Raw genomic sequence first — 23,217 nt, forward strand, 5'->3', positions numbered from 1 at the left:
GATGTCATCAGTCAAAACGTTGACGGGGGTCGAGACCGGCCTGACGGCCCTGGCTGTCAGCCTGCGCGGCGTGACGAAGACCTATGACAACGGCGTGGTGGCGCTCGGCCCGCTCGACCTTGCGGTGCGCAGAGGCGAGTTCATTTCGTTGCTGGGGCCGTCAGGTTGCGGCAAATCCACCGCGCTGCGGCTGATCGCCGAGCTCAGCGCGCCGTCGTCAGGAATCGTAAGGCTGGCGCGTCGCGAGGGCACACCGCGCCCAGGTCACGGCATCGGCTTCGTATTTCAGGAACCGACCCTGATGCCCTGGACCAGCGTGCGCGAGAACGTGCGATTGCCGCTGAAGCTGGCGGGCGTTCCGAAGGCGGAATCGCGCGGGCGAGCCGACGAGGCGCTGGCAAGCGTCGGGCTTGCCGATTTCGCCGAGGCTTTCCCGCGCGAGCTCTCCGGCGGCATGAAGATGCGGGTGTCGCTGGCGCGCGCGCTCGTCACCGACCCTGATATCCTCCTGATGGATGAGCCATTCGCGGCACTCGACGAAATCACGCGCTTCCGCCTCAACAACGATTTGCTCGCGTTGTGGCGCAGGCTCGGCAAGACCGTCATCTTCGTCACGCATTCGGTGTTCGAATCCGTCTATCTGTCGCAGCGTGTGGTGGTCATGACGGCGCGGCCGGGCCGCATCCAGGCCGACATCCGCATCGAGACGGTCGAGCCGCGCGGCGAGGAGTTTCGTACCTCCGCCGCCTATTCGGATTACTGCCGGAGCGTGTCGGCCGCGCTGGCGCCGTCCTATTCAGGGCAGTCGACGCTATGAATGCGCAAGCTACCGTCATAGCGAAGCGGTCCGGCGTGCAACGCGCGTTGCGCTTCGTGCTGCCCGTCATCGTGTTCGCGGCGGGCCTGCTCGCCTGGGAGCTCGTGGTCCGCATCAAGGACATCCCGCCTTACGTGCTGCCAGCGCCCTCCGTCATTTTCCTGACGCTGATCAAGGACTGGGCGGTGCTGTCGCAATCGCTCGCCGCGACGCTGCTGACCACGCTTGAAGGTTTTGTCGCGGCCAGCATCGGCGGCATCGCGCTGGCGCTGCTGTTCAACCAGTCCAAATGGGTGGAAGCATCGCTATTCCCCTATGCCGTGGTGCTTCAGGTCACGCCTGTCATCGCGATCGCGCCGCTGCTGCTGATCTATCTGGAGCAGCAGACCGCGGTCGTGGTCTGTGCCTTCATCGTGGCCTTTTTCCCGGTGCTGTCGAACACCACGCTCGGGCTCAATTCGGTCGATCGCAACCTCGCAGGCCTGTTCCAGCTCTATGGCGCCTCGCCGCAGCAGACCCTGCGGTTTCTCAAGCTGCCGGCGGCGCTGCCTTACATTCTCGGCGGCCTGCGCATTGCCGGCGGTCTGTCGCTGATCGGCGCGGTTGTGGCCGAGATCGCGGCGGGAACGGCCGGCGCCGGGTCCGGGCTCGCCTACAGGATCGCAGAATCAGGCTACCGCTTGAACATACCCCGCATGTTCGCAGCGCTGCTGCTGTTGTCGCTGGCCGGGATTGTCATCTATGGGGTGCTGGCGCTAGTTTCCCACCTCGTTTTACGGCGCTGGCACGAGAGCGCGCTTGGAAAGGACAACTGATGACCACCGGTTCGATTTCGTCCGAAAAGATCGACCTTCTGATTTATGGGCCGGTCCGGCCGATCCTCGAGAACGGGTTTTCCGATCATTTCGTCGTGCACAAGGCGGAGACGCGGGGCGATCTCGAGCGGCTGACGCCGGCGGTTCGCGAAAAGATCCGCGGCGTGGCGGTGACCTATCACACCGTGCGTGCCGACAAGCAGTCGCTGTCGCAATTGCCCAAGATCGAGATGGTGGCGAGCTTCGGCGTCGGCTATGACCACGTCGACGCCAAATACGCCGCCGAGCACAACATCATCGTCACCAATACGCCCGACGTGCTGACCGAAGAGGTCGCCGACGTCGCGATGGGGCTTCTGATTTCCACGGTGCGTGAGTTCATCAAGGCCGACCGTTATGTGCGCTCCGGTCTCTGGCAGACCCAGAACTATCCGCTCAGCGTCGGCTCGCTGCGCGATCGCAAAGTCGGCATCGTCGGCATGGGCCGGATCGGCCAGGCGATCGCGCGCCGGCTTGATGCCTCGCTGGTGCCGGTGGTCTATCACACCCGCAATCCGTCCAAGGACGTCTCCTACAAGCACTACCCCGACCTGATCGAGATGGCGAAGGCGGTCGACACGCTGATGGTGATCGTGCCCGGTGGCGCCAGCACGAACAAGATGATCAATGCCGAGGTGCTGAAGGCGCTCGGCCCGCGCGGTGTGCTGGTCAACGTCGCGCGCGGCTCGGTGATCGACGAGCCGGCGCTGGTCCAGGCGCTGAAATCAGGCACCATCCTTGCCGCAGGTCTCGACGTGTTCGCGGCCGAGCCGAACGTGCCGGACGAGCTCAAGACCATGCAGAACGTCGTGCTGCTGCCGCATATCGGCTCGGCCTCGGTGGTGACGCGCAACGCGATGGATCAGCTCGTGGTCGACAATCTCAAGTCCTGGTTCGCCGGCAAGGCGCCATTGACGCCGGTTGCGGAAACACCGTTCAAGGGACGCTGATGGGAGCTCTTCGTGTCGTCGCATTCGCCGTCGCGGCCTACTTGGCCGCGATCGGCCTCGCGTTGGCGCAGGATACGACGACCCTGAAGAAGGAAATGCCCGGGCAGTGGGAACTCTCGACCACCGAGCGCAGCAAGACCTGCGTCGTCACGCTCAAGGCCGACACTGCTGCTCAAGGCTTCAAGCTCGAGCTGGAGCCGGCCTGCAAGGCCGCGCTGCCCTTCACCAAGGACATCGTCGCCTGGAGCGTCAGGGGTCTCGACATCGTCCGCTTGCAGGATGCGAGCGGTGAAGCCGTGATCGATTTCACCGAGGTCGAGGCCGGCATCTTCGAGGGCCTGCGGCAAGGCGAGGGCGTCTACATTCTGCAGGACCTCGCCGCCGCTCGTTCGATGGCGAAGTCGATGGACCAGATGATCGGCGACTGGTCGATCGTGCGGGGCAACGGCCAGCCTGTCTGCGGGCTGACGCTGACCAACACGGAAGCCGGGCCGGACAATTTCCAGGTCTTCCTCAAGCCGAAATGCGATGCGGCCATCGCGCAGTTCAACCCGACGCAATGGCGGCTCGAGCGCGGCCAGATCATCCTGCTGTCGAAGGCCGGCGAGGCCTGGCAGTTCGAGGCCGACGACAACGCGCAATGGCGGCGCGTCCCCGATACCGCCGATCCCCTGATCATGCTGCGTCAGTAGGCGCCGCGAAACGCGACCTCATCCTGAGGGCCCGCCATAGGCGGGCGTCTCGAAGATGGCCGCAGACTACGTCGTCGGCCTGGGCGGCGGCGCGGTGCCTTGGGCCCACTTCTCCATCTTGCCGAGCACGCCCCAGGCTGTGAGCGCCAGGGAGATCGGCATCGCGAACTGGCCGAGGCCCGGCACGGCCGACACGAGCGTCCCGAGCAGTCCGGCAATACCGCCCGCGTTGGGGCTCGCCGTCACCGAAGTCAGCAACGCCGTGATCAGTGAGCCGCCGATGCCGAGGGCAGTCTTCTTGCCGTCGAGCATCTTGCCGATGGTATCGCCGAGCGCGCCATTGACCTGGCCGAGGACGGGTTTGCCGTCCCTGTTGAGCAAGGTGCCGAGCAGATCGACGACCTGCTTCAACTGATCGACGGGGGCGGAACTGGTCGGGGTGAGGGGTCCTGGCATGGGGGCTGTCTTGTTGACGAGGGAAAAGAGCCGCTCGAACAGGCTGATCGGATCCGTGGTGGCGGGCAGCGTGTTGCCCGATGTCGTCGTAGCCGGCGTCGCAGCGCCGACCGGTGGCCGCAGCAATTGCGCGACGTCCTCCAGCCGCTTCATGATTCGGGACATATCGCCGGTCGATCCCGTGGGGCCCGACTGCGCCGCGCGCGTGAGGGTGGCGACCGTGGCGCCGTCGAGAAGTCCGGTGTCTCTCAGGCCGTTCTGCTGCTGAAACTGCGAGACCGCAGCCCTGGTCTTCGGTCCGCTGATGCCGTCCTCGGCGAGCGGCGGATTGGCGCCGTGCTTGTTGAGCGCCTGCTGCATGAGAACGATCGTCGATGCCGCGTCGTCCTCCGGCTCCGCGCGGCTGGCGAATTGCGGGCTGCCGTCGAGGGTGATCGAGGAATCCAGCGACATCATTGCATGCAGGATCACCGCGGTGCCGAGCTGGGAATCGACGTGGTTCGAATCGAACACATGATCGCGGACGAATTTGCCGGCCCTTGCCTCGGGCGGGCCATACAGCGTCGAACCGCCATAGAGATACGGCGAATTGCAGCCCTTGGCATGATAGCCGAAGCCGTTGAAGGCTTCGAGCCGGAATAGAATCCGCCCGATCCCCCAATCGTGAGCGCCGATGAAATTCTGGATTCTGAAGGCGTCCACTGCGCCGTCCACGAACGTGGCAAACGGGCCGCGTCCTTTCGGAACGATGGTCGTCGTGCGATGAAGCGTTTCGCCGTTGCCGAGATAGGTGTCGAAATCGAAATTGGACTCGCGGTAGTGGCAGAGAGCAGCGAAATACCAGGGGACGCCGGTCAACCGTTCGATCTGCTGATAGGTCGCCTTGCCGTTGATGGCCTTGCGCGCGACCGCGTTCGCGTCGGAGAGGCGTGCAGGCCGGATCTCGAGATTGGCCCAATTACCCTCGTATTCGCTTTTCAGACTCTCGAATGAAATCATTTTCCGCTCCCGCAATGAATGAATTTTCGCAACTGCGCGTTAGTCGAAATGAACCAGGTGCCGTGATCAGGGCGTAAGGCCAGCGTGATCTCCCGCAAGTCTGGCAGGCTGTCGCGGCGCCGCGTGTGAAGTGGGTTACAACCTCGCCGGGAAAATGAGCGGCAGGACCGGGATCAGGGCGGCCGCCCCGCGAGGGAACCGGGAGGGGCCGCTCTCCGTTAGCGACGCGAGGCAGTCTGGCCAGGGAGCCCTGCATGACCACGCGCGTCCTCGCGATCGGCATCGAACCCGGCAACGCGGATTACAGCGCATTCCCGCAGCTCACGCCGGAGCTCGTGCGCGACTATATCGATGCGCAGTTGCTGCGCCTGCGCGATCTTGGTTACGAAGTCACGAGTTGCCTGATCGATCTCGATGCCGCGGCGGAAGCCGCTGTGACGGCAGCGTTGCGCGAGGAGAATTTCGACTGCATCGTGATCGGCGCGGGTCTGCGCGAGCCGAAGGAGCGCCTGCTGCTGTTCGAGAAGGTGCTCAACCTCGTCCACCGCCTGGCGCCCGACGCCGCGATCTGCTTCAACACCACGCCGGCCGACACCGCCGAGGCGGTGCAGCGTTGGGTCGATGCTTGAGGTGAATGGGGATGGCCCGCGGTGCGCACGCGACATGGCCTGAGCCGCCTTCGAGCCGAGCCTCCAACGCCATCGCGAGAAGTGCCGCGTCCCGGCGTGGTGATTCTTCTGGTCCGAATCCGGCTGCGGCGCTATGACTCGTCTGACCACAGGGGAGGGCGAGCATGCTTCGAGGTCTTCGCATTGGAAGTTTGGCCATCGCGGCATGTCTGACAGTCGTGATGGCGATGCCTGCTCATGAGGCGGCGGCGCAGGACGCAATTGGCGGTGCCATCCTCGGCGGCGTCGGTGGAGCGATCGTGGGTGGCGCCATCGGCGGAGGCCGCGGCGCCGCCATCGGCGCCGTCGTCGGTGCCGGCACGGGCGCTGCGATCGCCTCCGAGGGTGAACGCCGCCGCTCCGGCTATTACGCCTATCAGCGCGGCTGCTACATGCAGCGCCGGGACGGCTCCTATGTCCCGGTCGATCCGCGATATTGCTATTAGATCAGCCGCATTCCGCGCAAGCTCGCATGTCCGCTCTTGCCGACGATGATGTGGTCGTGCACGGCGATGCCGAGCGGCTTGGCGATGTCGATGATCGCCTTGGTCATCTGGATGTCGGCCTGCGAGGGTGAGGGATCGCCTGAGGGGTGGTTGTGCACCAGGATCAGCGCGGTCGCGGACAATTCCAGCGCGCGCTTGATCACTTCGCGGGGATAGACCGGGGTGTGATCGACGGTGCCGGTCTGCTGCACCTCGTCGGCAATGAGCTGGTTGCGCTTGTCGAGGAACAGCAGGCGGAATTGCTCCTTGTCGGCGAAAGCCATGCTGGTGCGGCAATAGTCGATCACCTCGTTCCAGGACGATAGCGCGTTGCGGCTGTTGACCCCGCCCTTGGCGACGCGATGCGCCGCCGCCGCGATCAGCTTGAGCTGGTGGATCGCGGATTCGCCCATGCCGTCAACCTCGCGCAGGCGCGCCACCGGCGCATGCACGACCTCGGCAAACGAGCCAAAGGTCTTGATCAGTGTCTTCGCCAGCGGCTTGGTGTCACGCCGCGGCAGCGCCGGAAACAGCGCCATCTCCAAAAGCTCGTAGTCGCTGAGCGCGTCCGCACCCGCGCTGTAGAAGCGCTCGCGCAGCCGTTCGCGATGGCCGAGATAGTGCGGCGCTTCTTCGAGCTTGCTCTTGTCGTGGTCGGTCTTGGCGGGCATCGGCCGCCAGCATTGCCGCGGATAACCGTTTTTGCAACCGTCAATTGCGCCGGCAAATCCGGTTCACGTCAGCCGGCGACCCGAAGGTCGGCCGCGCCCTCACCCGATTTGCTTCTCGCCGTGCCGCTCGGACAGCGTGAAGATTTCGACGCCGGTGGCGGTGACGCCGACGGAATGCTCGAACTGCGCCGACAGCGAGCGGTCGCGGGTCACGGCGGTCCAGCCGTCGGACAGGATCTTCACATGCGGCTTGCCGAGATTGATCATCGGCTCAATGGTGAAGAACATGCCGGGCTTGAGCTGCACGCCCTCGCCGGGCCGTCCGACATGGATGATGTTCGGCTCGTCGTGGAACATGCGCCCGAGGCCATGGCCGCAGAAATCGCGCACCACGCTCATGGCCTGCGGCTCGACGAAGCTCTGGATGGCGTGGCCGATGTCGCCGGTGGTGGCGCCGGGCTTCACCGCGGCGATGCCGCGCATCATCGCCTCATAGGTCACCTCGATCAGCCGCTCGGCCTTGCGCGCGATCGGGCCGACCGCATACATCCGGCTGGAATCGCCGTACCAGCCGTCGACGATGAAGGTGACGTCGATGTTGACGATATCGCCCTCTTTCAGCGGACGATCGCCGGGCATGCCGTGGCAGACCACGTGGTTGAGCGAGGTGCAGGTCGAATAGCGATAGCCGCGATACATCAGCGTCGCCGGATAGGCATTGTTGCTGAAGGCGAAGTCGCGGACGAACTGGTCGATGCGCTCGGTCGGAACGCCGGGCCCGACGATGTCGGTGAGCTCGTCGAGGCACTTCGCCACCAGCGCTCCCGCCTTGCGCATGCCGGCAAAGGCGCTTGGCCCATGCAGCTTGATCTGTCCGGTCTTGCGGAGCGAGGTATCGGTAGCTTCGACGTAGCTCATGCGGATGCGGTCTTCTCGGCACGGGGCCGGTATCGAGGTGGGCGCAAGGGACTGATTTAAGGCCCCAATTTAATGATCGCGAGCCTTCATGCAAGCCAAGCTTGGCGGGCATGCGCCCGAAAGCCGGCTCAATTCGGGACTTCTACGGTGGTTTCCACCGGCAGGGCGCCGCCTCGGATGCGGATTTCGCGGACGGGGTAGGGAACCCGGATGCCCTCGCGCTTGAAGGAATCCCACAGCGCCAGCATCACGTCGCTCTTGACGTTGTCCATGCCGTCGGGGTCGGCGATCCAGAAGGTCAGCGAGAACTTCATCCCGGCTTCGGCGAACTCGGTCAGGATGGAATTCGGCGGCTTGCCCTTCTGCGCGCGCGGATGCGCGGCCGCGGTCTCGGCGGCGAGCTTGCAGACCAGCCGCGGGTCGGCGTCGTAATTGGTCCCGAAGGCGATCTTCACCAGCGTGTTCTTGTCGGTGTAGGTCCAGTTGACGACCTTCTGCGTCACCAGATCCTCGTTCGGCACCAGGAATTCGCGGCCATCGCCGGCCGCGACCGAAATATAGCGCGTCTTCATCGCGCTGATCCGCCCGGTGTTGTCGCCGATGGTGACGAGGTCGCCGGGCTTCACCGATTTGTCGGCGAGCAGGATGATCCCCGAGATGAAATTGGCGACGATCTTCTGCAGGCCGATACCGATGCCGACGCCGACCGCGCCGGAGAACACCGCGAGCGCCGAGAGATCGATGCCGACCGCGCCGAGCGCGATCACGATCGCGACCGCAAGCAGGCCGATGCGGATGATCTTGACCAGCAGCACCTGCACCGACGGCGTCAGATCGGTGGTCGAGTTGATCCGGCTCTCGGCGAAATTGCTGGCGATGTTGGTGAGCCAGAGCGCGATGAGCAGCAGCGCGCCGGCCTTGATCACGAGCAGCGGCGTCAGCCGCAGGCCGCCGAGCACGATGGCGAAGGAGTCGAGCAGGTCGACCGTCGCATCGAGCTGGCCGACGATCGAGAGCGCCGCGACGAACCAGGCCGTGATCGACACCAGCTTGACGATGAAGGCGTTGCGCAGCACCGAGGTCAGCAGCCGGATCGCGAGCCAGGCCAACCCCAGCTTGGCGGCGACCATCAGGAGATAGCTGCGGCTCGGCCAGGTCGCATGGTACATAACCACGCGCGAGACGATCACGAGCAGGGTGAACGCCGCCGTCGAGGCGCTGGAGACCATCACCCGGGCGAAGTGCCGGAGCGGCAGCGGCCAGCGCATCGCCAGCGAGGTCATGTCGATCCGGCTGCGAACGGCGGCTTCGGCGGCATAGGCGATGCCGGCCGCGGCCAGAATGAGCCCGAATTGCAGGTAGAACCAGGGCGAGGAGATTTCGGCCCCGACGCTGCGCGCGGTGGTCTCCACGAACTCCATGAAGTCTTTGAGGTCCATGTCCATCGGTCTCGTCGGGAAGCGGGTGGGAAGTGTTGATTCGAGCGCGCCGGAGAATCCCACAAAGGGCCCGGCCGGACCACCGATACACCGCTAAGTGAAGTGCGTTAAGGCCGCAAAATGCAGGCAGATTGCCGCGAGCGGGAGAAAATGGGTTGGCGTGGGAGTCCGCCGACGATAAGGATGCAATTCCAGCGATTTCGTACCCGGAAGGTGGATGGCCTCCCTCGACTCCGTCAGCCTCGCCATATTGCTCGGCGCCGTCCTGGTGTTGGCCGGGATCCTGTCAAGCCTGCTTGCGCTGCGCTTCGGCGCGCCCCTTCTGCTCGTCTTCCTCGCGATCGGCATGCTCGCGGGCGATTCCGGTCCCGGACAGCTGCAGTTCGACGACGTCCGAACCACCTATCTGGTCGGCTCGGTCGCGCTTGCACTGATCCTGTTCGACGGCGGCTTGCGCACCCGCTTTGCCAGCATCCGCACCGTGCTCGCGCCTTCCATGGTGCTCGCGACCGTCGGCGTGCTGCTGACCGCGCTGATCACGGCACCGTTCGCTAAATATGCGCTCGACCTTAACTGGACGGAGTCGCTGCTGGTCGGCGCCGTGGTGGCCTCGACTGACGCGGCGGCAGTGTTCCTGCTGGTGCATACCCAGGGCCTGCGCCTGCGCCCGCGCGTCGGCGCGACGCTGGAGGTCGAATCCGGCACCAACGATCCCTTCGCGATCTTCCTGACCCTGATGCTGGTTGAATACATCTCGCTGGGAACGGGCACGGCCGCGCATGTGCTGATGGAGTTCGCCCAGGAGGCCCTGCTAGGCGCCGTCGTCGGCGTGATCGGTGGGCGTCTGGTCGTCATCGCGCTCAACAAGGTCGCGCTGCCGCAGGGCCTCCATGCGCCGTTCGTCACCACCGCCGCGCTCGTCATCTTCGGCGGCTCGCAGATCATGCATGCCTCGGGATTCCTCGCGGTCTATCTCGCCGGCATCATCATCGGCAACCGCCCGACGCGCGCACATAATTCGGTCGTGGCCTTCCTGGACGCCGCGACCTGGCTGGCGCAGATCGTGATGTTCGTGCTGCTCGGTCTGCTGGTCTCGCCGAGCAGGCTTGGCGGCAGCGTGCTGCCGGCGGTCGGGATCGCATTCGTCCTGATGCTGGTGGCGCGGCCGATCGCCGTCTTCGTGTGCCTGGCGCCGTTCCGCTTCAACTGGCGCGAAAGGATCTTCATCGCCTGGACCGGCCTGCGCGGCGCGGTCGCGATCTTCCTGGCCTCGATCCCGATGCTGGTCGGGCTGTCGAAGGCCTATCTCTATTTCGACGTCGCCTTCGTCGTCGTCATCATCTCGCTGCTGCTGCAAGGCTGGACCCTGGCGCCGGCCGCGCGCAAGCTGCACGTGGCGCTGCCGCGCGCCGAACGCGGCCCGCGCCGTGTCGAATTGGACCTGCCCGGCCAGCTTGAGCAGCAGCTCGTCGGCTATCCGGTGCGGCCCAAGAGCCTGTATTTTCGCCGCGGTCTGATCCCGTCCTGGTCGAAGCCGACGCTGGTGATCCGCAACGAGAACATTTTGACGCCGATTGAAGCCGAGCCGATCGCGCCCGGCGATTACATCTATCTGCTGGCGCCGCCGGAAAAGGCCGAATCGCTCGACCGCTTCTTCGTCGACATGCAGCCGAGCTCGGCGCCGGATCCGCATCTACTCGGCGACTTCATGGTTTCCGGCGATCACACGCTCGCCGAGCTCGCGGAGATCTACGGCGTGAAGGTGAGCGAGGACGAGAGCGGGCACACGCTCGCTGATTATTTCGACGTCCATCTCGACCGCGCACCGAAAGAGGGCGCCGAGCTTGCGTTGGATCCGATCGTGCTCGTCGCGCGCTCCATCTCCGGCGGCCGCGTCAACGTCGTCGGCCTGCGTCTGCCGGAAGACGAGGAAGCGCCCGCGCCGCTGACCCGCAGGCAGGTCCTGCGGCGCAAGCTGGCGGATTTGTGGACGTCGGTGGCGGGGGTTTAGCTCCCACGTAGTCCGCGTCGAGTTTGGCAACGAAACCCAACGACACAAGACGGGAATGTGCAACAGGCCCTCACGTCAGCACCTTCACCCCGCCGAACGACGTCACGCGGCCCTGTTTCAGCATCACGATCTGCGTCGCGAGCTGGCGCAGCTCGGCGACGTCGTGGCTGACATAGACCATGGGGACGTTGGCCTCGTCGCGCAGCCGCACCAGATAGGGCAGGATCTCCAGCTTGCGGCTCTCGTCGAGCGCGCCGAGCGGCTCGTCGAGCAGCAGCAGGCGCGGCCTCGACAGCAACGCGCGACCGAGCGCGACGCGCTGGCGCTCGCCGCCGGAAAGTTTTCCGGGGCGGCGACCCTGCAGCGCGCCAATGTCGAGCAGCTCGATGATTCGCTTGTGCTGCGCCGGATCGGGCGCGAGGCCGTTCATCCGCCTGCCATAGTCGAGATTTTGCGCGACATTGAGATGCGGAAACAGCCGCGCATCCTGGAAAACATAGCCGATGCGGCGGCGCCAGGTCGGGACATGAATACCGGCCGCGCTATCGTCGACGGTCTCGCCGTCGATCACGATGGTGCCGCGGTCGGGCCGCAGCAGCCCCGCGATCATGTTGACCAGCGAGGTCTTGCCGGCGCCCGACGCTCCGAACAGGCCGATGACGCGGCCCTCGCTCGCGAAGGCGGCGGACAGCGAGAACTCGCCGAGCTGCTTTTCGATGTCGACACGCAGCATGGTCAATTCCCGTGCAGGCGCGCGGTGGCGCGGCGGGCGAACCATTCGGCCGCGATCAACGCGCCGAGCGCCAGCACGATCGAGACGATCACGAGCCGTCCGGCGGCGGCGTCGCCGTCCGGCGTCTGGATCAGCGAGTAGATCGCGGACGAAATCGTTTGGGTCTCGCCGGGAATGTTGGAGACGAAGGTGATGGTCGCGCCGAATTCGCCGATCGCTTTGGCAAAGCCAAGCACCATGCCGGCGAGCACGCCGGGCAGCGCTAAGGGCAGCGTCACCGTGAAGAACACTTTGAAAGGAGTGGCGCCGAGCGTCTCGGCGGCCTGCTCGAGCCGGCGATCGATCGCCTCGATCGACAACCGCATCGGACGCACCAGCAGCGGAAACGCCATCAGGCCGCAGGCAAGCGCAGCACCGGTCCAGCGGAAGGCGAAGACGATGCCGAGATGGTCCGCGAGGAAAGCGCCGACGAGGCCGCGGCGGCCGAAGGTCAGCAGCAGCAGATAGCCGGTGACGACGGGTGGCAGCACCAGCGGCAGATGCACCAGCGCATCGAGCACCGACTTGCCCCAGAAATCACGCCGCGCGAGCAGCCATGCCAGCGCAATGCCGAACGGCGTTGCCACCAGCGTAGCGATCACGGCAACCCTGAGCGAGAGCAGGATTGCCGTCCATTCGGCGGGAGAGATGTCGAGCATCAAATCGCAAATTATGTAGAGGGGCTGATCAGGAACTTGAAACCGTATTTTTCCAGAATGGTCTTGGCGGCGGTCGAGCGCAGGAAGGCGAGATAGTCGCTGGTCTCACCCTTTGCTGTCGTGGTTGCAGCGACGGGATAGATGATCGCGGGATGCGAATCCGCCGGGAAGGTGCCGACGATCTTCACGCCGGGCTCGACCTTGGCATCGGTGGAATAGACGATGCCGAGGTTGGCCTCGCCACGCGCGACCAGCGTCAGCGCGGCACGCACGCTCTCGGCCATGGCGAATTTCGGCTCCGCCGCCTGCCAGGCGCCGAGCTTTTCCAGCGCCGCCTTGGCATACTTACCGACTGGTACGGACTTGACGTCGCCGGTCGCGATCCTGCCGTCGCCGGCGAGTTTTGCGAGGTCGAACCCCTGCACGATGGGCACGTTGTCGAGCCTGGAATCCTTCGGCGCGATCAGCACGATGCTGTTGCCGAGCAGATTGACCCGGGTCGGCTCGTTGATGGTCTTCCTGGAGATGGCGTAATCCATCCAGTCGGTGTCGGCGGAGACGAACACATCGGCCGGCGCGCCCTGCTCGATCTGCCTGGCGAGCACGGAGCTTGCGGCATAGCTGACGCTGAACTTGACGCCCGTCCTGGCGGTGTAGGCGGCGTCGACCTCGTCGAGCGCGTTCTTCATCGAGGCTGCCGCGAACACGGTGATGGTCTTGTCCTCGGCGGCGACAGGCGAAAGGCCCGCGGCCAGAACGAGCAAAGCCGAAAAAAGCACGGAAAGGCGAGACATCGGAAGCGCTCCATGCGCGCGCTCAGGGCACGCAAGGCGGCGCGCGCAAGACGGCGTTGGTTGAATGAGGCTTGCGACCGGCGGAAGCGCTGTTCCGGCAAGCCCGACGGACTTACGGTCCGGCAAGCGATCGCTGGGTCATCATAACAGGGTGGCGGAACAGGTCAACGGCGGCGGTCCGCATGGCGCCAACCTGGAATGGCCGGGACGACCGCGAAGGCTTTACGGTTTCGCATTGCCCGCGTGCAGCACGGCTTTGCACGCCCCCGGCATCTGCGCCAGCGTCATCGGCGGTTTCGGCTTCGGGGGCTCCGGCGGGGGTTTGGGGTGCAGCACGCCGTCGCTGAACCAGTAGGCGAGATCGGAGGGCTTGCAGCCTTCGTCGTCGGATTGCGACGGCTGGCTCTCGCAGTCGCTCGCGCCCGCCGGGCAGTGCATGCGGATGTGGAAGTGATAGTCGTGGCCCCACCACGGCCGGATCTTCGACAGCCAGGAACGGTCGCCCTTGGCCTCGCGGCACAGCGCCTTCTTGATCGCGGCATTGACGAAAATGCGCTGCACCGCCGGCTCCTGCGCCGCGTCGCGCAGCACCAGCACATGGCCCGGCGTGAACACTTTTGGATCGATGTCGAGCCGGTCCGGACGCACCATCATCACCGCCGACATGTCCTCGCGCTCCTCGCGCGAGAGCCGATGGTCCGGCATCGGCGTCAGCCAGATGTCGGCATCGAGGCCGATCTGGTGGCTGGCATGGCCGGACAGCGCCGGCCCGCCGCGCGGCTGGGCGATGTCGCCGACCAGGATGCCCGGCCATCCCGCGTCCTTGTGCGCCCTGGCCGCAAGCCGCTTGATCAGCGCGATCATCGCGGGATGACCGTAGCTGCGATTGCGCGACAACCGCATCACCTGCCAATTGTCGCCGTTGAGGGGCATCTGCTCGGCGCCGCCGATGCAGCCCTTCACATAGGAGCCGATGACGTGCGCCGGTCCCTTCGACGGCAGCAGCTTTCGCGCGAACAGCTCCTTGGCGCCGATATTGGGATCGTTCAGATTGGCGAGCGGCGGCAGCGGCTTTGGGTTGACGCTGCCCTTGTCCTGGGCCAGCGCGTCGCCGGCGGCCAGGAGCGTCATGACGAGCAGGAGAGGGGCGAGGCGGCGGGGACTCATGCTGACATCCTTATAACCCCAACACCGCGTCAGGGTTAAGAAACAGTCCCTCCGCTGAAATTTCGTCCAAAAGTCGCGGTTCCGCGGCGTCGGGCGGCCGATTTTTAACGATGGGATAACCCTCTCATGTATTGACCAAAATTCGTGCGCGGGACGTCTGTTCACTCACTTCTGCATACAATCGCGCGCGATCCCGGAAATGATTCAAGGCGGCGCGCAATTTTGCGCCATCTCGTTCTCCGATAACGACGATGCGATGCGCCTTGCGCGCCCATCGGCGCTGCCGGGCCTTGCAAACGGGCAATGAGGGCTGCTTTTTCCAGACTGCCAGACCGTGCGTCCCATCGCCATGCTACCCAAGATTACCTTTTTTTCAGACACTTGCTCCAAGAGTTGCGGTCGCTGGGTGCGGCTGGGACGAGTGAAGTTGAGTTTGGGGTTTCGAAAGTCAAAAAAGCGAAAGGGAAGCGTGCTTGGCAGGTCCGGCCTGCACCCGCGCAAGCCGCGCTTTGCGCGCGCCCCTCATCCTCCGTCCGAACGCGACGAAGTTCTGCGCAGCCGCGCCGAGGCCGAGGCCGCGATCGCGGAAGCGCGCAAATCCCATGAACGCCTGCGCCAGGCCATCGAGATCCTGCCGCAAGGCATCGTGTTCCTCGATGCCGAGGGCCGCTACGTCCTCTGGAACAAGCAATACGCGGAGATCTACAGCAAGACCGCCGACCTGTTCGAGGAAGGCGCGCGCCTCGAGGACACGCTGCGCATCGGCGTCGCCCGCGGCGACTATCCCGAGGCGGCCGGCCACGAGGAAGAATGGATCGCGGAGCGGCTGCAAAAGCTCTATCAGCCCGGCTCGCGCCACGAGCAGAAGCTGGCGGACGGCCGCGTCATCCTGATCGACGAGCGGCTGACGGAGGACGGCGGCGTCGTCGGCCTGCGCGTCGACATCACCGAGTTGAAGCAGCGCGAGGCCTCGTTCCGCCTGCTGTTCGACGGCAATCCCGTCCCCATGATCGTCTGCGCACTAGACGATGAACGCATCCTCGGCGTCAACGATGCCGCTGTCGCCCATTACGGCTACAGCCGCGCCGAGTTCGAGCGGTTGACGATCCGTTCCCTTCAGGCTTTCGACAGCGAGCCGCCCTGGACCGCCGATTCGGCCGGCGAGGAGCAGGCCGGACGCACCTGGAAGCACGTCAAGGCCGACGGCACCCTGATCGACCTTGCGATCTATTCGCGCGAACTGACCTATGCCGAGCGGCCCGCGGTGCTGCTCGCGCTGATGGACATCACCGAGCGCAAGCGCGCCGAGGCGCGGCTCGCCTTCATGGCCCAGCATGACGGGCTGACCGGTCTGCCAAACCGCAATCTGCTGCGCCAGCAGGTCGACGAGATGCTGCTGCATACAAGGCGCAGCACAGACAAGGTCGCCCTGCTGATGCTGGGGCTCGACAATTTCAAGGCGGTCAACGATACGCTGGGACACGCGGTCGGCGACAAGCTGCTGCGCGGCGTCGCCAAGCGGCTGCGCTCGACCTTGCGCGAGGAGGACGCGCTGGCGCGGCTGAACTCGGACGAGTTCGCAATCGTGCAGAGCGGCCTGACGCGTCCCGAGGATGCGGTGCTGCTGGCCAAGCGCCTGCTGGAAGCCATCGCCGATCCCTATCTGCTCGACGGCCATTCCGTGGTGGTCGGTGCCTCCATCGGCATTGCGATGGCACCGGGCGACGGCGACGATTCCGAAAAGCTGCTCAAGAGCGCCGACATGGCGCTGTCGCGCGCCAAGCTGGATGCGCGCGGCTCGTTCGCGTTCTTCGAGGCGGCGCTCGATGCGAAAGCGCAGACCCGCCGCAAGATCGAGGTCGAGCTGCGCGACGCCATCCAGAACGACGTGCTGCGGCCGTATTACCAGCCGTTGATCGATCTCCAGAGCGGCCGCATCACCGGCTTCGAGGCGCTGGTGCGCTGGCCGCATGCCGAGCGCGGCATGATCTCGCCGGCCGAGTTCATTCCGGTCGCGGAAGAGACCGGGCTGATCAATCCGCTCGGCGGCCTGATGCTGCGCCGGGCCTGTCACGATGCCGCGACCTGGCCGGACGACGTCCGCGTCGCCGTCAACCTGTCGCCGCTCCAGTTCCGCAGTGGCAATCTGCTTTCGGTGGTGACGGATGCGTTGAAGCATTCCGGCCTGCCGCCGCGGCGGCTGGAGCTCGAGATCACCGAGACGCTGCTGCTGGAGAAAAGTGCCCAGGTGCTGGCGACGCTGCACGCGCTGCGCGCGCTCGGCGTGCGCATCTCGATGGACGATTTCGGCACCGGCTATTCCAGCCTGAGCTATCTGCGCAGCTTTCCGTTCGACAAGATCAAGATCGACCAGTCCTTCGTGCGCGATCTCGGCGCCAATCGCGAGGCCCAGGCGATCATTCGCTCCATCGTCAGCCTCGGCAAAGGCCTCGGCGTCACCATCACCGCCGAAGGCGTCGAGACCGAAGCCGAGCTGAGCTGTCTCCGTGCCGAAGGCTGTGACGAGGGCCAGGGCTTTCTGTTCAGCAAGGCCCGCCCGAACGCCGAGATCATCAGCCTGCTCGCCGCGCAACGCGGCATCGACGGCGGCGAGGAAGACGCCGCGCTGGTGGCCTAGCGCGCGTACTCATGAACCCGGCTCGATGGGAGCTGCTTCGCCGATGACGCTTCGATCCGACAGGGAGTGAACTGCCACGCCACGAAGTGATGCGATTGGCCGACACCGACTACGCAGAAGGCGCATCAAGGCCGTGCGGCAGTAAAACCTGTATAACATTTTGCCCTTCCGGTGGATGGCGCGAGATATGCCCTTGCCCATGCGTATCCTCGACCAGAACCGCCTTTCCAGCGGAGACACGCCTCACCTCTCCGTCGCTCGTTTCAAACTCGACCTCGCCGTCCAACCAAATGGCAAGGAGTCGGCCGGGTGGGTTATGAAAGTCCGCTTCGCGGGCCCCTCCTGGGATACGAACAAAACGAACTCGCGAGGCTTCGTAGAATGCGGAACGCGAGGATTCGTAGTTGGCGGCAGGCGCTCCGTTGGGAAACGATCGCGTTAGTGTCGTGGGAATATCAATTTCCCCAAAATGGGATTCGCCATCAGGCGTAGCGAAAATGCGCAGGCAGTTCATTTTTTTACCTCCATCGTACTTTCGACGTGCGCACGATCGAAAGTTCACCGGCCGACAAGTGTTACGGCCTCCTCGGCAGGAGCGGTTTCATGGGACCGCACGAATACGAAGCGGGATGCCGCGGGGATCTGTGCGTCGGCGCTGCCATCCTGGCCGATGAGGATGAGTCCCGCGCCGCCATTGGCTACATTCAAGATGACGGGGGCGCCCTGCCAGGTCCTGATGGGCTCCATTCCGATGATGAGAAATTCACCGATCGGCTGGTCAAAATATTGAAGCCTCAGTTGTGGTCCGACTTCTGCAGCCGCCAGGCCGAAACCTAGTTGTTTGGCGCGCGCGTAGATGTCCGCCAGCAACGCAGTGTCGGTCCGAAAGCCCAGTTCGGCTGCCGACACCGTGAAAAGCTCTACGCTCGTTTTAGTGACGCTAACGGTAAACGTCGGCCGCGCGAGAATTTCGCCAGCCGAGTTTCCGATGCCACAACCTGCCGCATCCAAAGCGTTACTGAGGGCGAAAAAGTTTGCAAACGTCCCGATCCTGATCGTCTTCCACACGGGGTGATCGACGGCGGATTTGATTGGGATCTGCGGCCGATCAGAGGGCGCTTGCTTGAGCTTCAGGTTATTCCGCAGGACGTCTCGCGCCGAGCATTGCGCCACGGCTTCGCTCGCAAACAGGAGAGTGCATGCGCTGCAGAGGATGGCAATAATGAGCATGCCGCCATGGTGCCATCCCGGCGAACGCCCCTGAATGGAATGGCAACTGACTTTCCTGCCAGCTGTTCGGCCCATAACGGACCTCTCTTGCGCAGATGCGGTGCGCTAGAAACAATTGGAACTATCACTTCCATATGGTCGGCGCGGTCACAGCGGAAAAGCTGTTGTTTTTGTAGCTATAGAAATTGGTCCGGGAAAATCCCCAAAAGGTTCAGCGTCGAAGACGCGGATGCGAACTCAATATAGGTCAGCGTGCGTGCACTTTCGCAACTGGTCGACGTCAGCCATCCTCTGAAAGGATCATCCTACCGACATCCTCGTAATGCGTGTCGCGCGCCTGGATCTGCTGGGCGATGGCGTGCATGTCGCGAAATCGTCGCTCGAACGGATTGCTGCGAAATACGGCGGTGGCGCCGGCCATGTGATAGGCGGTGTCGACCACCTTGGCCGACTGGTGGATGGTCCAGGTCGCGGCGAGGCGAACCGAGCTCCGATGCGCCGCGCTGAACGCGCCGGTCGCGCAGAGATCGCGCCACATCGCATCGGCCGTCGCGTAGAGATAGGCGCGCGCAGCGCGAAGATCGCCCTCGGTGCGGCCGATCAGGCCCTGGACCGCCCCGTTGTCGTGCATGGCGCTGGCCGCCAGCGACTGATGCTTGCCGCGCGCCAGTGCGATCGCGGCATCCAGCGTCGCGCGCGCCACGCCGAGCGACACCGCGGCAAAGCCGAGGCTGAAGGTCGAACCGGTGCCGATCCTGTAAAGCGGACCCTGCTCGCGTAGCGCGGACGGCACGTCACGAAACGCGGTGAAGCGCTCGGGGATGAACAGGTCGGCGACCTCGTAGGAATCAGTGCCGGTGCCGGCGAGCCCGATCGCCTGCCAGACGTCGTGCAGCACGGCGCTTGCGACCGGAAACAGGATGGTGCGCACCTCCGCCGAGCCGTCGGCATTTTTCCGCGGGGCGCCGTCGGCGCCGACGATGCGGACATGCGCCCCGAGCCAGCTCGCCTGCCGCGAGCCCGAGGCAAAATCCCAGCGCGCCGTGACACGATAGCCGCCCTCGACCGCCCGCGCCTCATGCGCGATCGCGCCCCAGGCGAGGACGCCCGGCGCCGTGTTGAAGATCTCCTGCGCGGTCTCGTGGTCGAGCGAGGCCGCGATCATCGCGCAGACCGTGCATTGGCCGAGGCACCAGGCGGTGGAGGCATCCGCTTTCGCGATCTCCTCCAGCATCTGCATGAAGGCTTCCGGCGGCGCTTCGGCGCCGCCAAGACTCTGCGGCAGCAGCGCGCGATAGAGCCCGTTCTCGATCAGCGCGTTGACAACGGGCGGCGTCAGCCGTCGCGACCGCTCGATCTCGTCAGCCTCGCTTGCAATGAGCGGTGCGAGGGCGCGGGCGCGTTCGACGAGGCCAAATCCGGGAGTTGCGTTCATGCGCGTTTCCTCGCCCATTCTTGCTGTGAGCGGTCGATCTCGCGATGGTGATCTATTTGCAGAGGAGGATCAAGGTGTGCGGCGTCATCCCGGCAATCCTCAAACTTGAAGTGCGGGATCAGTGATGATGGCCCCAAGAAACTATTGGTACTGCTCGGACATTATCGTTTTCCAGAACAGCATGATACTCTTCCGAAACAGGCAGCGATTTGGCCTCCAACCGGCAGCGGCAAATGTCCTCGTCTGATGCTCCGATGAAACGCAGTGATGCAGCCCGCCGAGGGCGGAGACAGACGAAGACCTTGCTGCTGATTTTAGCTATCGGATTTCTCGTTTTCGGAGCTGCTGCGGGTACATTGTATTACGCGCTGCGGCCGATAACTCTTCGGATTGCCGTCGGACCGCCGGGAAGCAACGACCACAAAGTGATCGAGGCGATGACCGAGGCCTTTGCTAGCGAAAGCAGGACCGTGAGGTTGTCTCCGATCGCGACTGCCGGAGCGGCCGAAGCTCTCGCTCTGCTCGGTGCCGGCAAGGCCGACCTTGCGGTCGGTCGCGGCGATCTGGAAATGCCGGCCGACGCGCAAACAGTCGTCATCTTGCGCAAGAATTTCGTCGTGCTGTGGTCTTCTTCGGGACCGGCGGGCAAGGGCTCCAAGCGAAAGCCGGCGCCGAAAATCAAGGAGATCGCCGATCTCGCAGGGCGCAGGGTAGGGGTGATCGGCGCGACCCCGGCGAACGCCGCGTTGCTGAGAGTCATCCTGAGCGCCGCCGGTGTGGAGCCGGACAAGGTCACGGTCGCTCAATTCGGCACGGGCCAGCTCGAGGAGCTGGCGCGTGACCCGAGCCTGGACGCATTCATGGCGGTCGGTCCGCTCGACAGCAAGATAACCGCCGACGCGGTCGCCGCGACCGCCCGGACGCGTGGCGAGCCGAAATTTCTCGCGATCGACGCATCGGAAGCCATCACCCTGAAGCATCCTCGTTACGAGTCGGAGGAAATTCCGCCAAGCATTTTCAATGCGAATCCAGCCTGGCCGGATGACAAGGTGGAGACCGTCAGTGTCAGCCATTTGATCGTCGCGCGGAATGCCTTGTCCGAAACGACAGTGGCGGCGTTTTACCGTCAGCAATTCGCCCTCCGCCAGGCGATCGCCAGGCAGGTGCCTGGCGCTGCGCAAATCACCAAGCCGGACACCGAGAAAGAAGCCGAGCTGCCGGTTCACCGGGGAGCGGCGGCCGTGATCGACGGGACCGAGCGCACCTTCCTCGACAGGTACGGCGACTACTTCTGGTTTGCGCTCCTGCTTCTCTCCGGCATCGGCTCGGCCGGCGCCTGGCTGCGTCAGTATCTGAATCGGGATGAACGCGACGAGAACACTGGCCATCGCAACAGAATTCTGGCGCTGGTTTCCAAGGTGCGCACTGCGGAGTCCGACCACGAACTGCTGGCCATGCAGCAGGAGGTCGATGCCATCATCGAGGAAACGCTTGGCTGCTACGATGACGGCGCCATCGAGGAGGAGGAGCTGGCAGCCTTCGGCCTGGTGCTCGAACTGTTCGATCATGCCCTCAGCGAGAGGCGCGCAGCGTTGCAAACCCCTCCTTCGAACGTGCTCGCCGCGCGGCGGTAGCGATAGAGTAAGCCCGCTGCCCGCTGAATCCCGGAGAACAGTCCAAAACGGATCTAGGTCGGGTCCTGTAGCAGGCGCTCCATGATGATCGTGCGTTCGTCACCATGATAGCTGTCGTGCACCGCCTTGAACCCGAGCCGCGCGTAGAAAGTCTCGGCGATGACGGAAGAAGGGACGGTCAGCGAAGCAACGTTTCGTGCGCGCGCCGTGCGCTCGATCTCGGCCATCAGCAGCTTGCCGATGCCCCGGGCCTGAACATCGGGAGCCACGAAGACGGTGCGGACCACATTTCCGTCGAGACCTGCGGTCGCAACGATGCGGCTGCGGATCGTGGCGACAAAGACGGTGCGTAGTCCGATCAGCCGCCGTACGGCTTCGGGACTGAAGCCATGCGCGATCCTTTCGATGATCCCGTCCGCATAGTCCTTCGCGTTCGTTTCCCGCAGTGCCCACAAGATGACCGCGCTGATCTCATCGGCATCATCTGCGAGTGCGGGCCGGATTGTGCATTCCATGGGTCGCTCCAGTCGTCGCGCCGGGTTCGCGGCCGTGAAAAGCACAATGACCGCTCGCTATTGCAGTCCCAGACCGCTGCAGTACCACGCCATGTCTTCGTGTCTCCAGCCGCGCTTGACGCCTGATTCCTTGCATTCGTTGTAGGTCTTGAAGTTTGCTCCGTTTCGGCAGCCTGACGGGTAGCTGCCAAAGCCACCACCCGAGGTAGAACATGCGACCGAGCTGGCCGCCGTGGGCGGGGCGGCCGGGGCTTTGGGAGCTGCGTTCGCTGATGTGATCGACAGAATGATCAAGCTCCCTAACGCAAAAACCGAAGCTTTCATTGCCTTCTCCTGATCCGAGGGATGCGCGATACTATCACAAGATGTGTTATGGCGCGAGACGCAACCTGAATGAAAGAGCACTGCGCTGCACGCGCTTTCTGGTTTCTCCATTCGACAGCAAACCGCGATTGCGTTTGTTCCTTGAAAGGAACGGTCATCAGTTCCAGGCGTTTGAGGTAGCGAAAGGACACTTGCATGACCGAGAAATTCGATCCGGCGCCGCCGGACAAGAACGCAGAAGACCTCAAGCGTGGCATCCGACGCGACAAGGCCAAGGACGACGAGTTGGAAAAAGGCTTGAAGGACAGTTTCCCGGCGTCGGACCCGGTGAGCAGCACCCAGGCGTCCAAGGCAACGCCGGACGCATGAAGGAGGGATAGACTATGGGCCTCGCAGCCTATGATATTGTTGGCAGGGACGGCGCCTGGCACGTCGACCATGATGGCGAAATCCGGAATACTTACCAGACCAAGGAAGCCGCTTTCGAGGCGGCTGTTGCGGCGGCATCGCTCGCCATGCGGCAGGGTCACTCTGTCCGGCTGACGGTGCCGGAGAGCGAGAACGCCGTCGGCGCAGAAAATCGGGCGGATGACCTCCGAGGATATTCTGATTCTAAACGGCCGCCAGCAAATGGGCGGGCGCAAACGGCTTGTGCAAGAAGGTCGTGTTGGGCGGCAGCGGCGCCATCACCGTCCCGGACATCAGCACGATGTTGAGTCCGGGATGGGCACTGCGAGCGTACTCTGCGAGCTCGAGCCCGGTCATTCTCCCCGCGAGGTTGTGATCGGTGATGAGCGCCCGTAGCTCCGTGCCCGTCGATGCCACGATAAGCTCCGCCGCTTCTGCGGTGGCACATTCGACGACTTCGAACCCTTCGTCCTTGAGAAGGTCGGATAGAACTTCGCGCTGGAGCGAGTCAGTCCTCGACCAGCAGCATGACGAAATTCGACATGCGGTCATTCCTAACTTATCGAATGTTAATGCGCGTCCTGGAAGATTGTTCGGTTCTGATGTCTTCGTTCGGCGCTCTTGCGCCACGGCATGATCAGTCGAACATGTTGCATTCTCCTTGAGCTTTCGACGGAGGCA

23 protein-coding genes and 1 pseudogene are annotated in these 23,217 nt (G+C 64.3%); 11 read left to right on the top strand and 13 right to left on the bottom strand.

The window, feature by feature from the left end; all coding sequences use genetic code 11:
- Position 1: 1 nt before the first annotated feature.
- From AC0L3P_RS28295 to AC0L3P_RS28310, 4 genes are read left to right on the top strand one after another with little or no spacing between them, the layout of a single operon-like run.
- Entirely contained in the window at positions 2 to 817 is an 816-nt protein-coding gene (locus AC0L3P_RS28295) for an ABC transporter ATP-binding protein (protein WP_275172929.1), read from the top strand.
- The gene (locus tag AC0L3P_RS28300) at positions 814 to 1,632 is read left to right on the top strand and encodes an ABC transporter permease (RefSeq protein ID WP_473307051.1); all 819 of its coding nucleotides are present in this window, start codon (positions 814 to 816) and stop codon (positions 1,630 to 1,632) included. The genes AC0L3P_RS28295 and AC0L3P_RS28300 overlap by 4 nt, the downstream gene beginning before the upstream one ends.
- A complete protein-coding gene (locus AC0L3P_RS28305) occupies positions 1,632 to 2,621 on the top strand; it encodes a 2-hydroxyacid dehydrogenase (RefSeq protein WP_275172926.1) in 990 nt (329 codons plus the stop codon). Before AC0L3P_RS28300 ends, AC0L3P_RS28305 begins: the two co-directional genes overlap by 1 nt.
- Complete coding sequence (locus AC0L3P_RS28310) at positions 2,621 to 3,313, top strand: AprI/Inh family metalloprotease inhibitor (RefSeq protein ID WP_354206197.1); 693 nt, start codon at positions 2,621 to 2,623, stop codon at positions 3,311 to 3,313. The genes AC0L3P_RS28305 and AC0L3P_RS28310 overlap by 1 nt, the downstream gene beginning before the upstream one ends.
- Before the next feature lie 66 nt (positions 3,314 to 3,379).
- Here the strand turns inward: AC0L3P_RS28310 and AC0L3P_RS28315 are convergent, their stop codons facing one another.
- Positions 3,380 to 4,768, bottom strand: a complete 1,389-nt coding sequence (locus AC0L3P_RS28315) for a peptidoglycan-binding protein (RefSeq protein WP_473307056.1) — start codon at positions 4,766 to 4,768, stop codon at positions 3,380 to 3,382.
- Positions 4,769 to 5,022: 254 nt separating this feature from the next.
- Between AC0L3P_RS28315 and AC0L3P_RS28320 the strand changes: the two genes are divergently transcribed.
- The gene (locus AC0L3P_RS28320; protein WP_275172921.1) at positions 5,023 to 5,397 is read left to right on the top strand and encodes a hypothetical protein; all 375 of its coding nucleotides are present in this window, start codon (positions 5,023 to 5,025) and stop codon (positions 5,395 to 5,397) included.
- Positions 5,398 to 5,561: 164 nt separating this feature from the next.
- Positions 5,562 to 5,882 (top strand): glycine zipper domain-containing protein, encoded by a 321-nt coding sequence (locus tag AC0L3P_RS28325; RefSeq protein ID WP_354101182.1) that lies wholly within the window; start codon positions 5,562 to 5,564, stop codon positions 5,880 to 5,882.
- Here AC0L3P_RS28325 and radC read toward each other — a convergent pair.
- The 3 genes from radC to AC0L3P_RS28340 all read right to left on the bottom strand — a co-directional run bounded on the left by radC (position 5,879) and on the right by AC0L3P_RS28340 (position 8,955).
- Positions 5,879 to 6,592 (bottom strand): RadC family protein, encoded by a 714-nt coding sequence (gene radC / locus AC0L3P_RS28330; RefSeq protein ID WP_354064023.1) that lies wholly within the window; start codon positions 6,590 to 6,592, stop codon positions 5,879 to 5,881. The two genes, AC0L3P_RS28325 and radC, sit on opposite strands and share 4 nt — an antisense overlap.
- Before the next feature lie 99 nt (positions 6,593 to 6,691).
- Positions 6,692 to 7,510 (bottom strand): type I methionyl aminopeptidase, encoded by an 819-nt coding sequence (map, locus tag AC0L3P_RS28335; RefSeq protein ID WP_354064025.1) that lies wholly within the window; start codon positions 7,508 to 7,510, stop codon positions 6,692 to 6,694.
- Positions 7,511 to 7,638: 128 nt separating this feature from the next.
- Entirely contained in the window at positions 7,639 to 8,955 is a 1,317-nt protein-coding gene (locus tag AC0L3P_RS28340; RefSeq protein WP_275172915.1) for a mechanosensitive ion channel family protein, read from the bottom strand.
- Positions 8,956 to 9,166: 211 nt separating this feature from the next.
- Here AC0L3P_RS28340 and AC0L3P_RS28345 point away from each other — a divergent pair, with 211 nt between their 5' ends.
- Positions 9,167 to 10,960: a potassium/proton antiporter gene (locus tag AC0L3P_RS28345; protein ID WP_473307059.1), complete on the top strand. Its 1,794-nt coding sequence runs from the start codon at positions 9,167 to 9,169 to the stop codon at positions 10,958 to 10,960.
- Between the two features lie 70 nt (positions 10,961 to 11,030).
- Here the strand turns inward: AC0L3P_RS28345 and modC are convergent, their stop codons facing one another.
- From modC to mepA, 4 genes are all read right to left on the bottom strand, one after another.
- Positions 11,031 to 11,693, bottom strand: coding sequence for a molybdenum ABC transporter ATP-binding protein (gene modC, locus AC0L3P_RS28350; protein ID WP_354064028.1), 663 nt, complete (start codon positions 11,691 to 11,693; stop codon positions 11,031 to 11,033).
- A 2-nt stretch (positions 11,694 to 11,695) separates the two neighbouring features.
- Entirely contained in the window at positions 11,696 to 12,391 is a 696-nt protein-coding gene (gene modB, locus AC0L3P_RS28355; protein ID WP_354064030.1) for a molybdate ABC transporter permease subunit, read from the bottom strand.
- Positions 12,392 to 12,402: 11 nt separating this feature from the next.
- Entirely contained in the window at positions 12,403 to 13,185 is a 783-nt protein-coding gene (gene modA, locus AC0L3P_RS28360) for a molybdate ABC transporter substrate-binding protein (RefSeq protein WP_354064032.1), read from the bottom strand.
- A gap of 222 nt (positions 13,186 to 13,407) precedes the next feature.
- The gene (gene mepA, locus AC0L3P_RS28365) at positions 13,408 to 14,352 is read right to left on the bottom strand and encodes a penicillin-insensitive murein endopeptidase (RefSeq protein ID WP_275172910.1); all 945 of its coding nucleotides are present in this window, start codon (positions 14,350 to 14,352) and stop codon (positions 13,408 to 13,410) included.
- 469 nt (positions 14,353 to 14,821) lie between these two features.
- On the opposite strand from mepA, the gene AC0L3P_RS28370 reads away from it, so the two are divergent.
- A complete protein-coding gene (locus AC0L3P_RS28370; protein ID WP_473307063.1) occupies positions 14,822 to 16,990 on the top strand; it encodes a putative bifunctional diguanylate cyclase/phosphodiesterase in 2,169 nt (722 codons plus the stop codon).
- Between the two features lie 109 nt (positions 16,991 to 17,099).
- On the opposite strand, the gene AC0L3P_RS28375 is transcribed toward AC0L3P_RS28370, so the two are convergent.
- From AC0L3P_RS28375 to AC0L3P_RS28385, 3 genes are all read right to left on the bottom strand, one after another.
- Complete coding sequence (locus tag AC0L3P_RS28375; RefSeq protein WP_473307065.1) at positions 17,100 to 17,504, bottom strand: cupin domain-containing protein; 405 nt, start codon at positions 17,502 to 17,504, stop codon at positions 17,100 to 17,102.
- A gap of 44 nt (positions 17,505 to 17,548) precedes the next feature.
- Complete coding sequence (locus AC0L3P_RS28380; RefSeq protein WP_473307067.1) at positions 17,549 to 18,295, bottom strand: hypothetical protein; 747 nt, start codon at positions 18,293 to 18,295, stop codon at positions 17,549 to 17,551.
- Positions 18,296 to 18,500: 205 nt separating this feature from the next.
- The gene (locus tag AC0L3P_RS28385) at positions 18,501 to 19,655 is read right to left on the bottom strand and encodes an acyl-CoA dehydrogenase family protein (protein WP_473307071.1); all 1,155 of its coding nucleotides are present in this window, start codon (positions 19,653 to 19,655) and stop codon (positions 18,501 to 18,503) included.
- A 233-nt stretch (positions 19,656 to 19,888) separates the two neighbouring features.
- Here AC0L3P_RS28385 and AC0L3P_RS28390 point away from each other — a divergent pair, with 233 nt between their 5' ends.
- A complete protein-coding gene (locus AC0L3P_RS28390) occupies positions 19,889 to 21,289 on the top strand; it encodes a TAXI family TRAP transporter solute-binding subunit (RefSeq protein WP_473307075.1) in 1,401 nt (466 codons plus the stop codon).
- Between the two features lie 53 nt (positions 21,290 to 21,342).
- On the opposite strand, the gene AC0L3P_RS28395 is transcribed toward AC0L3P_RS28390, so the two are convergent.
- A complete protein-coding gene (locus tag AC0L3P_RS28395; protein ID WP_473307078.1) occupies positions 21,343 to 21,849 on the bottom strand; it encodes a GNAT family N-acetyltransferase in 507 nt (168 codons plus the stop codon).
- A gap of 474 nt (positions 21,850 to 22,323) precedes the next feature.
- Here AC0L3P_RS28395 and AC0L3P_RS28400 point away from each other — a divergent pair, with 474 nt between their 5' ends.
- Complete coding sequence (locus tag AC0L3P_RS28400) at positions 22,324 to 22,497, top strand: hypothetical protein (protein ID WP_219679146.1); 174 nt, start codon at positions 22,324 to 22,326, stop codon at positions 22,495 to 22,497.
- A 14-nt stretch (positions 22,498 to 22,511) separates the two neighbouring features.
- A pseudogene (locus AC0L3P_RS28405) lies at positions 22,512 to 22,709 on the top strand (hypothetical protein); the annotation flags it as partial.
- A 31-nt stretch (positions 22,710 to 22,740) separates the two neighbouring features.
- Here AC0L3P_RS28405 and AC0L3P_RS28410 read toward each other — a convergent pair.
- Positions 22,741 to 23,088, bottom strand: a complete 348-nt coding sequence (locus tag AC0L3P_RS28410; protein ID WP_473307080.1) for a response regulator — start codon at positions 23,086 to 23,088, stop codon at positions 22,741 to 22,743.
- Positions 23,089 to 23,217 lie beyond the last annotated feature (129 nt).

The sequence above is a fragment of the Bradyrhizobium sp. WSM4874 genome (genome assembly GCF_055811835.1).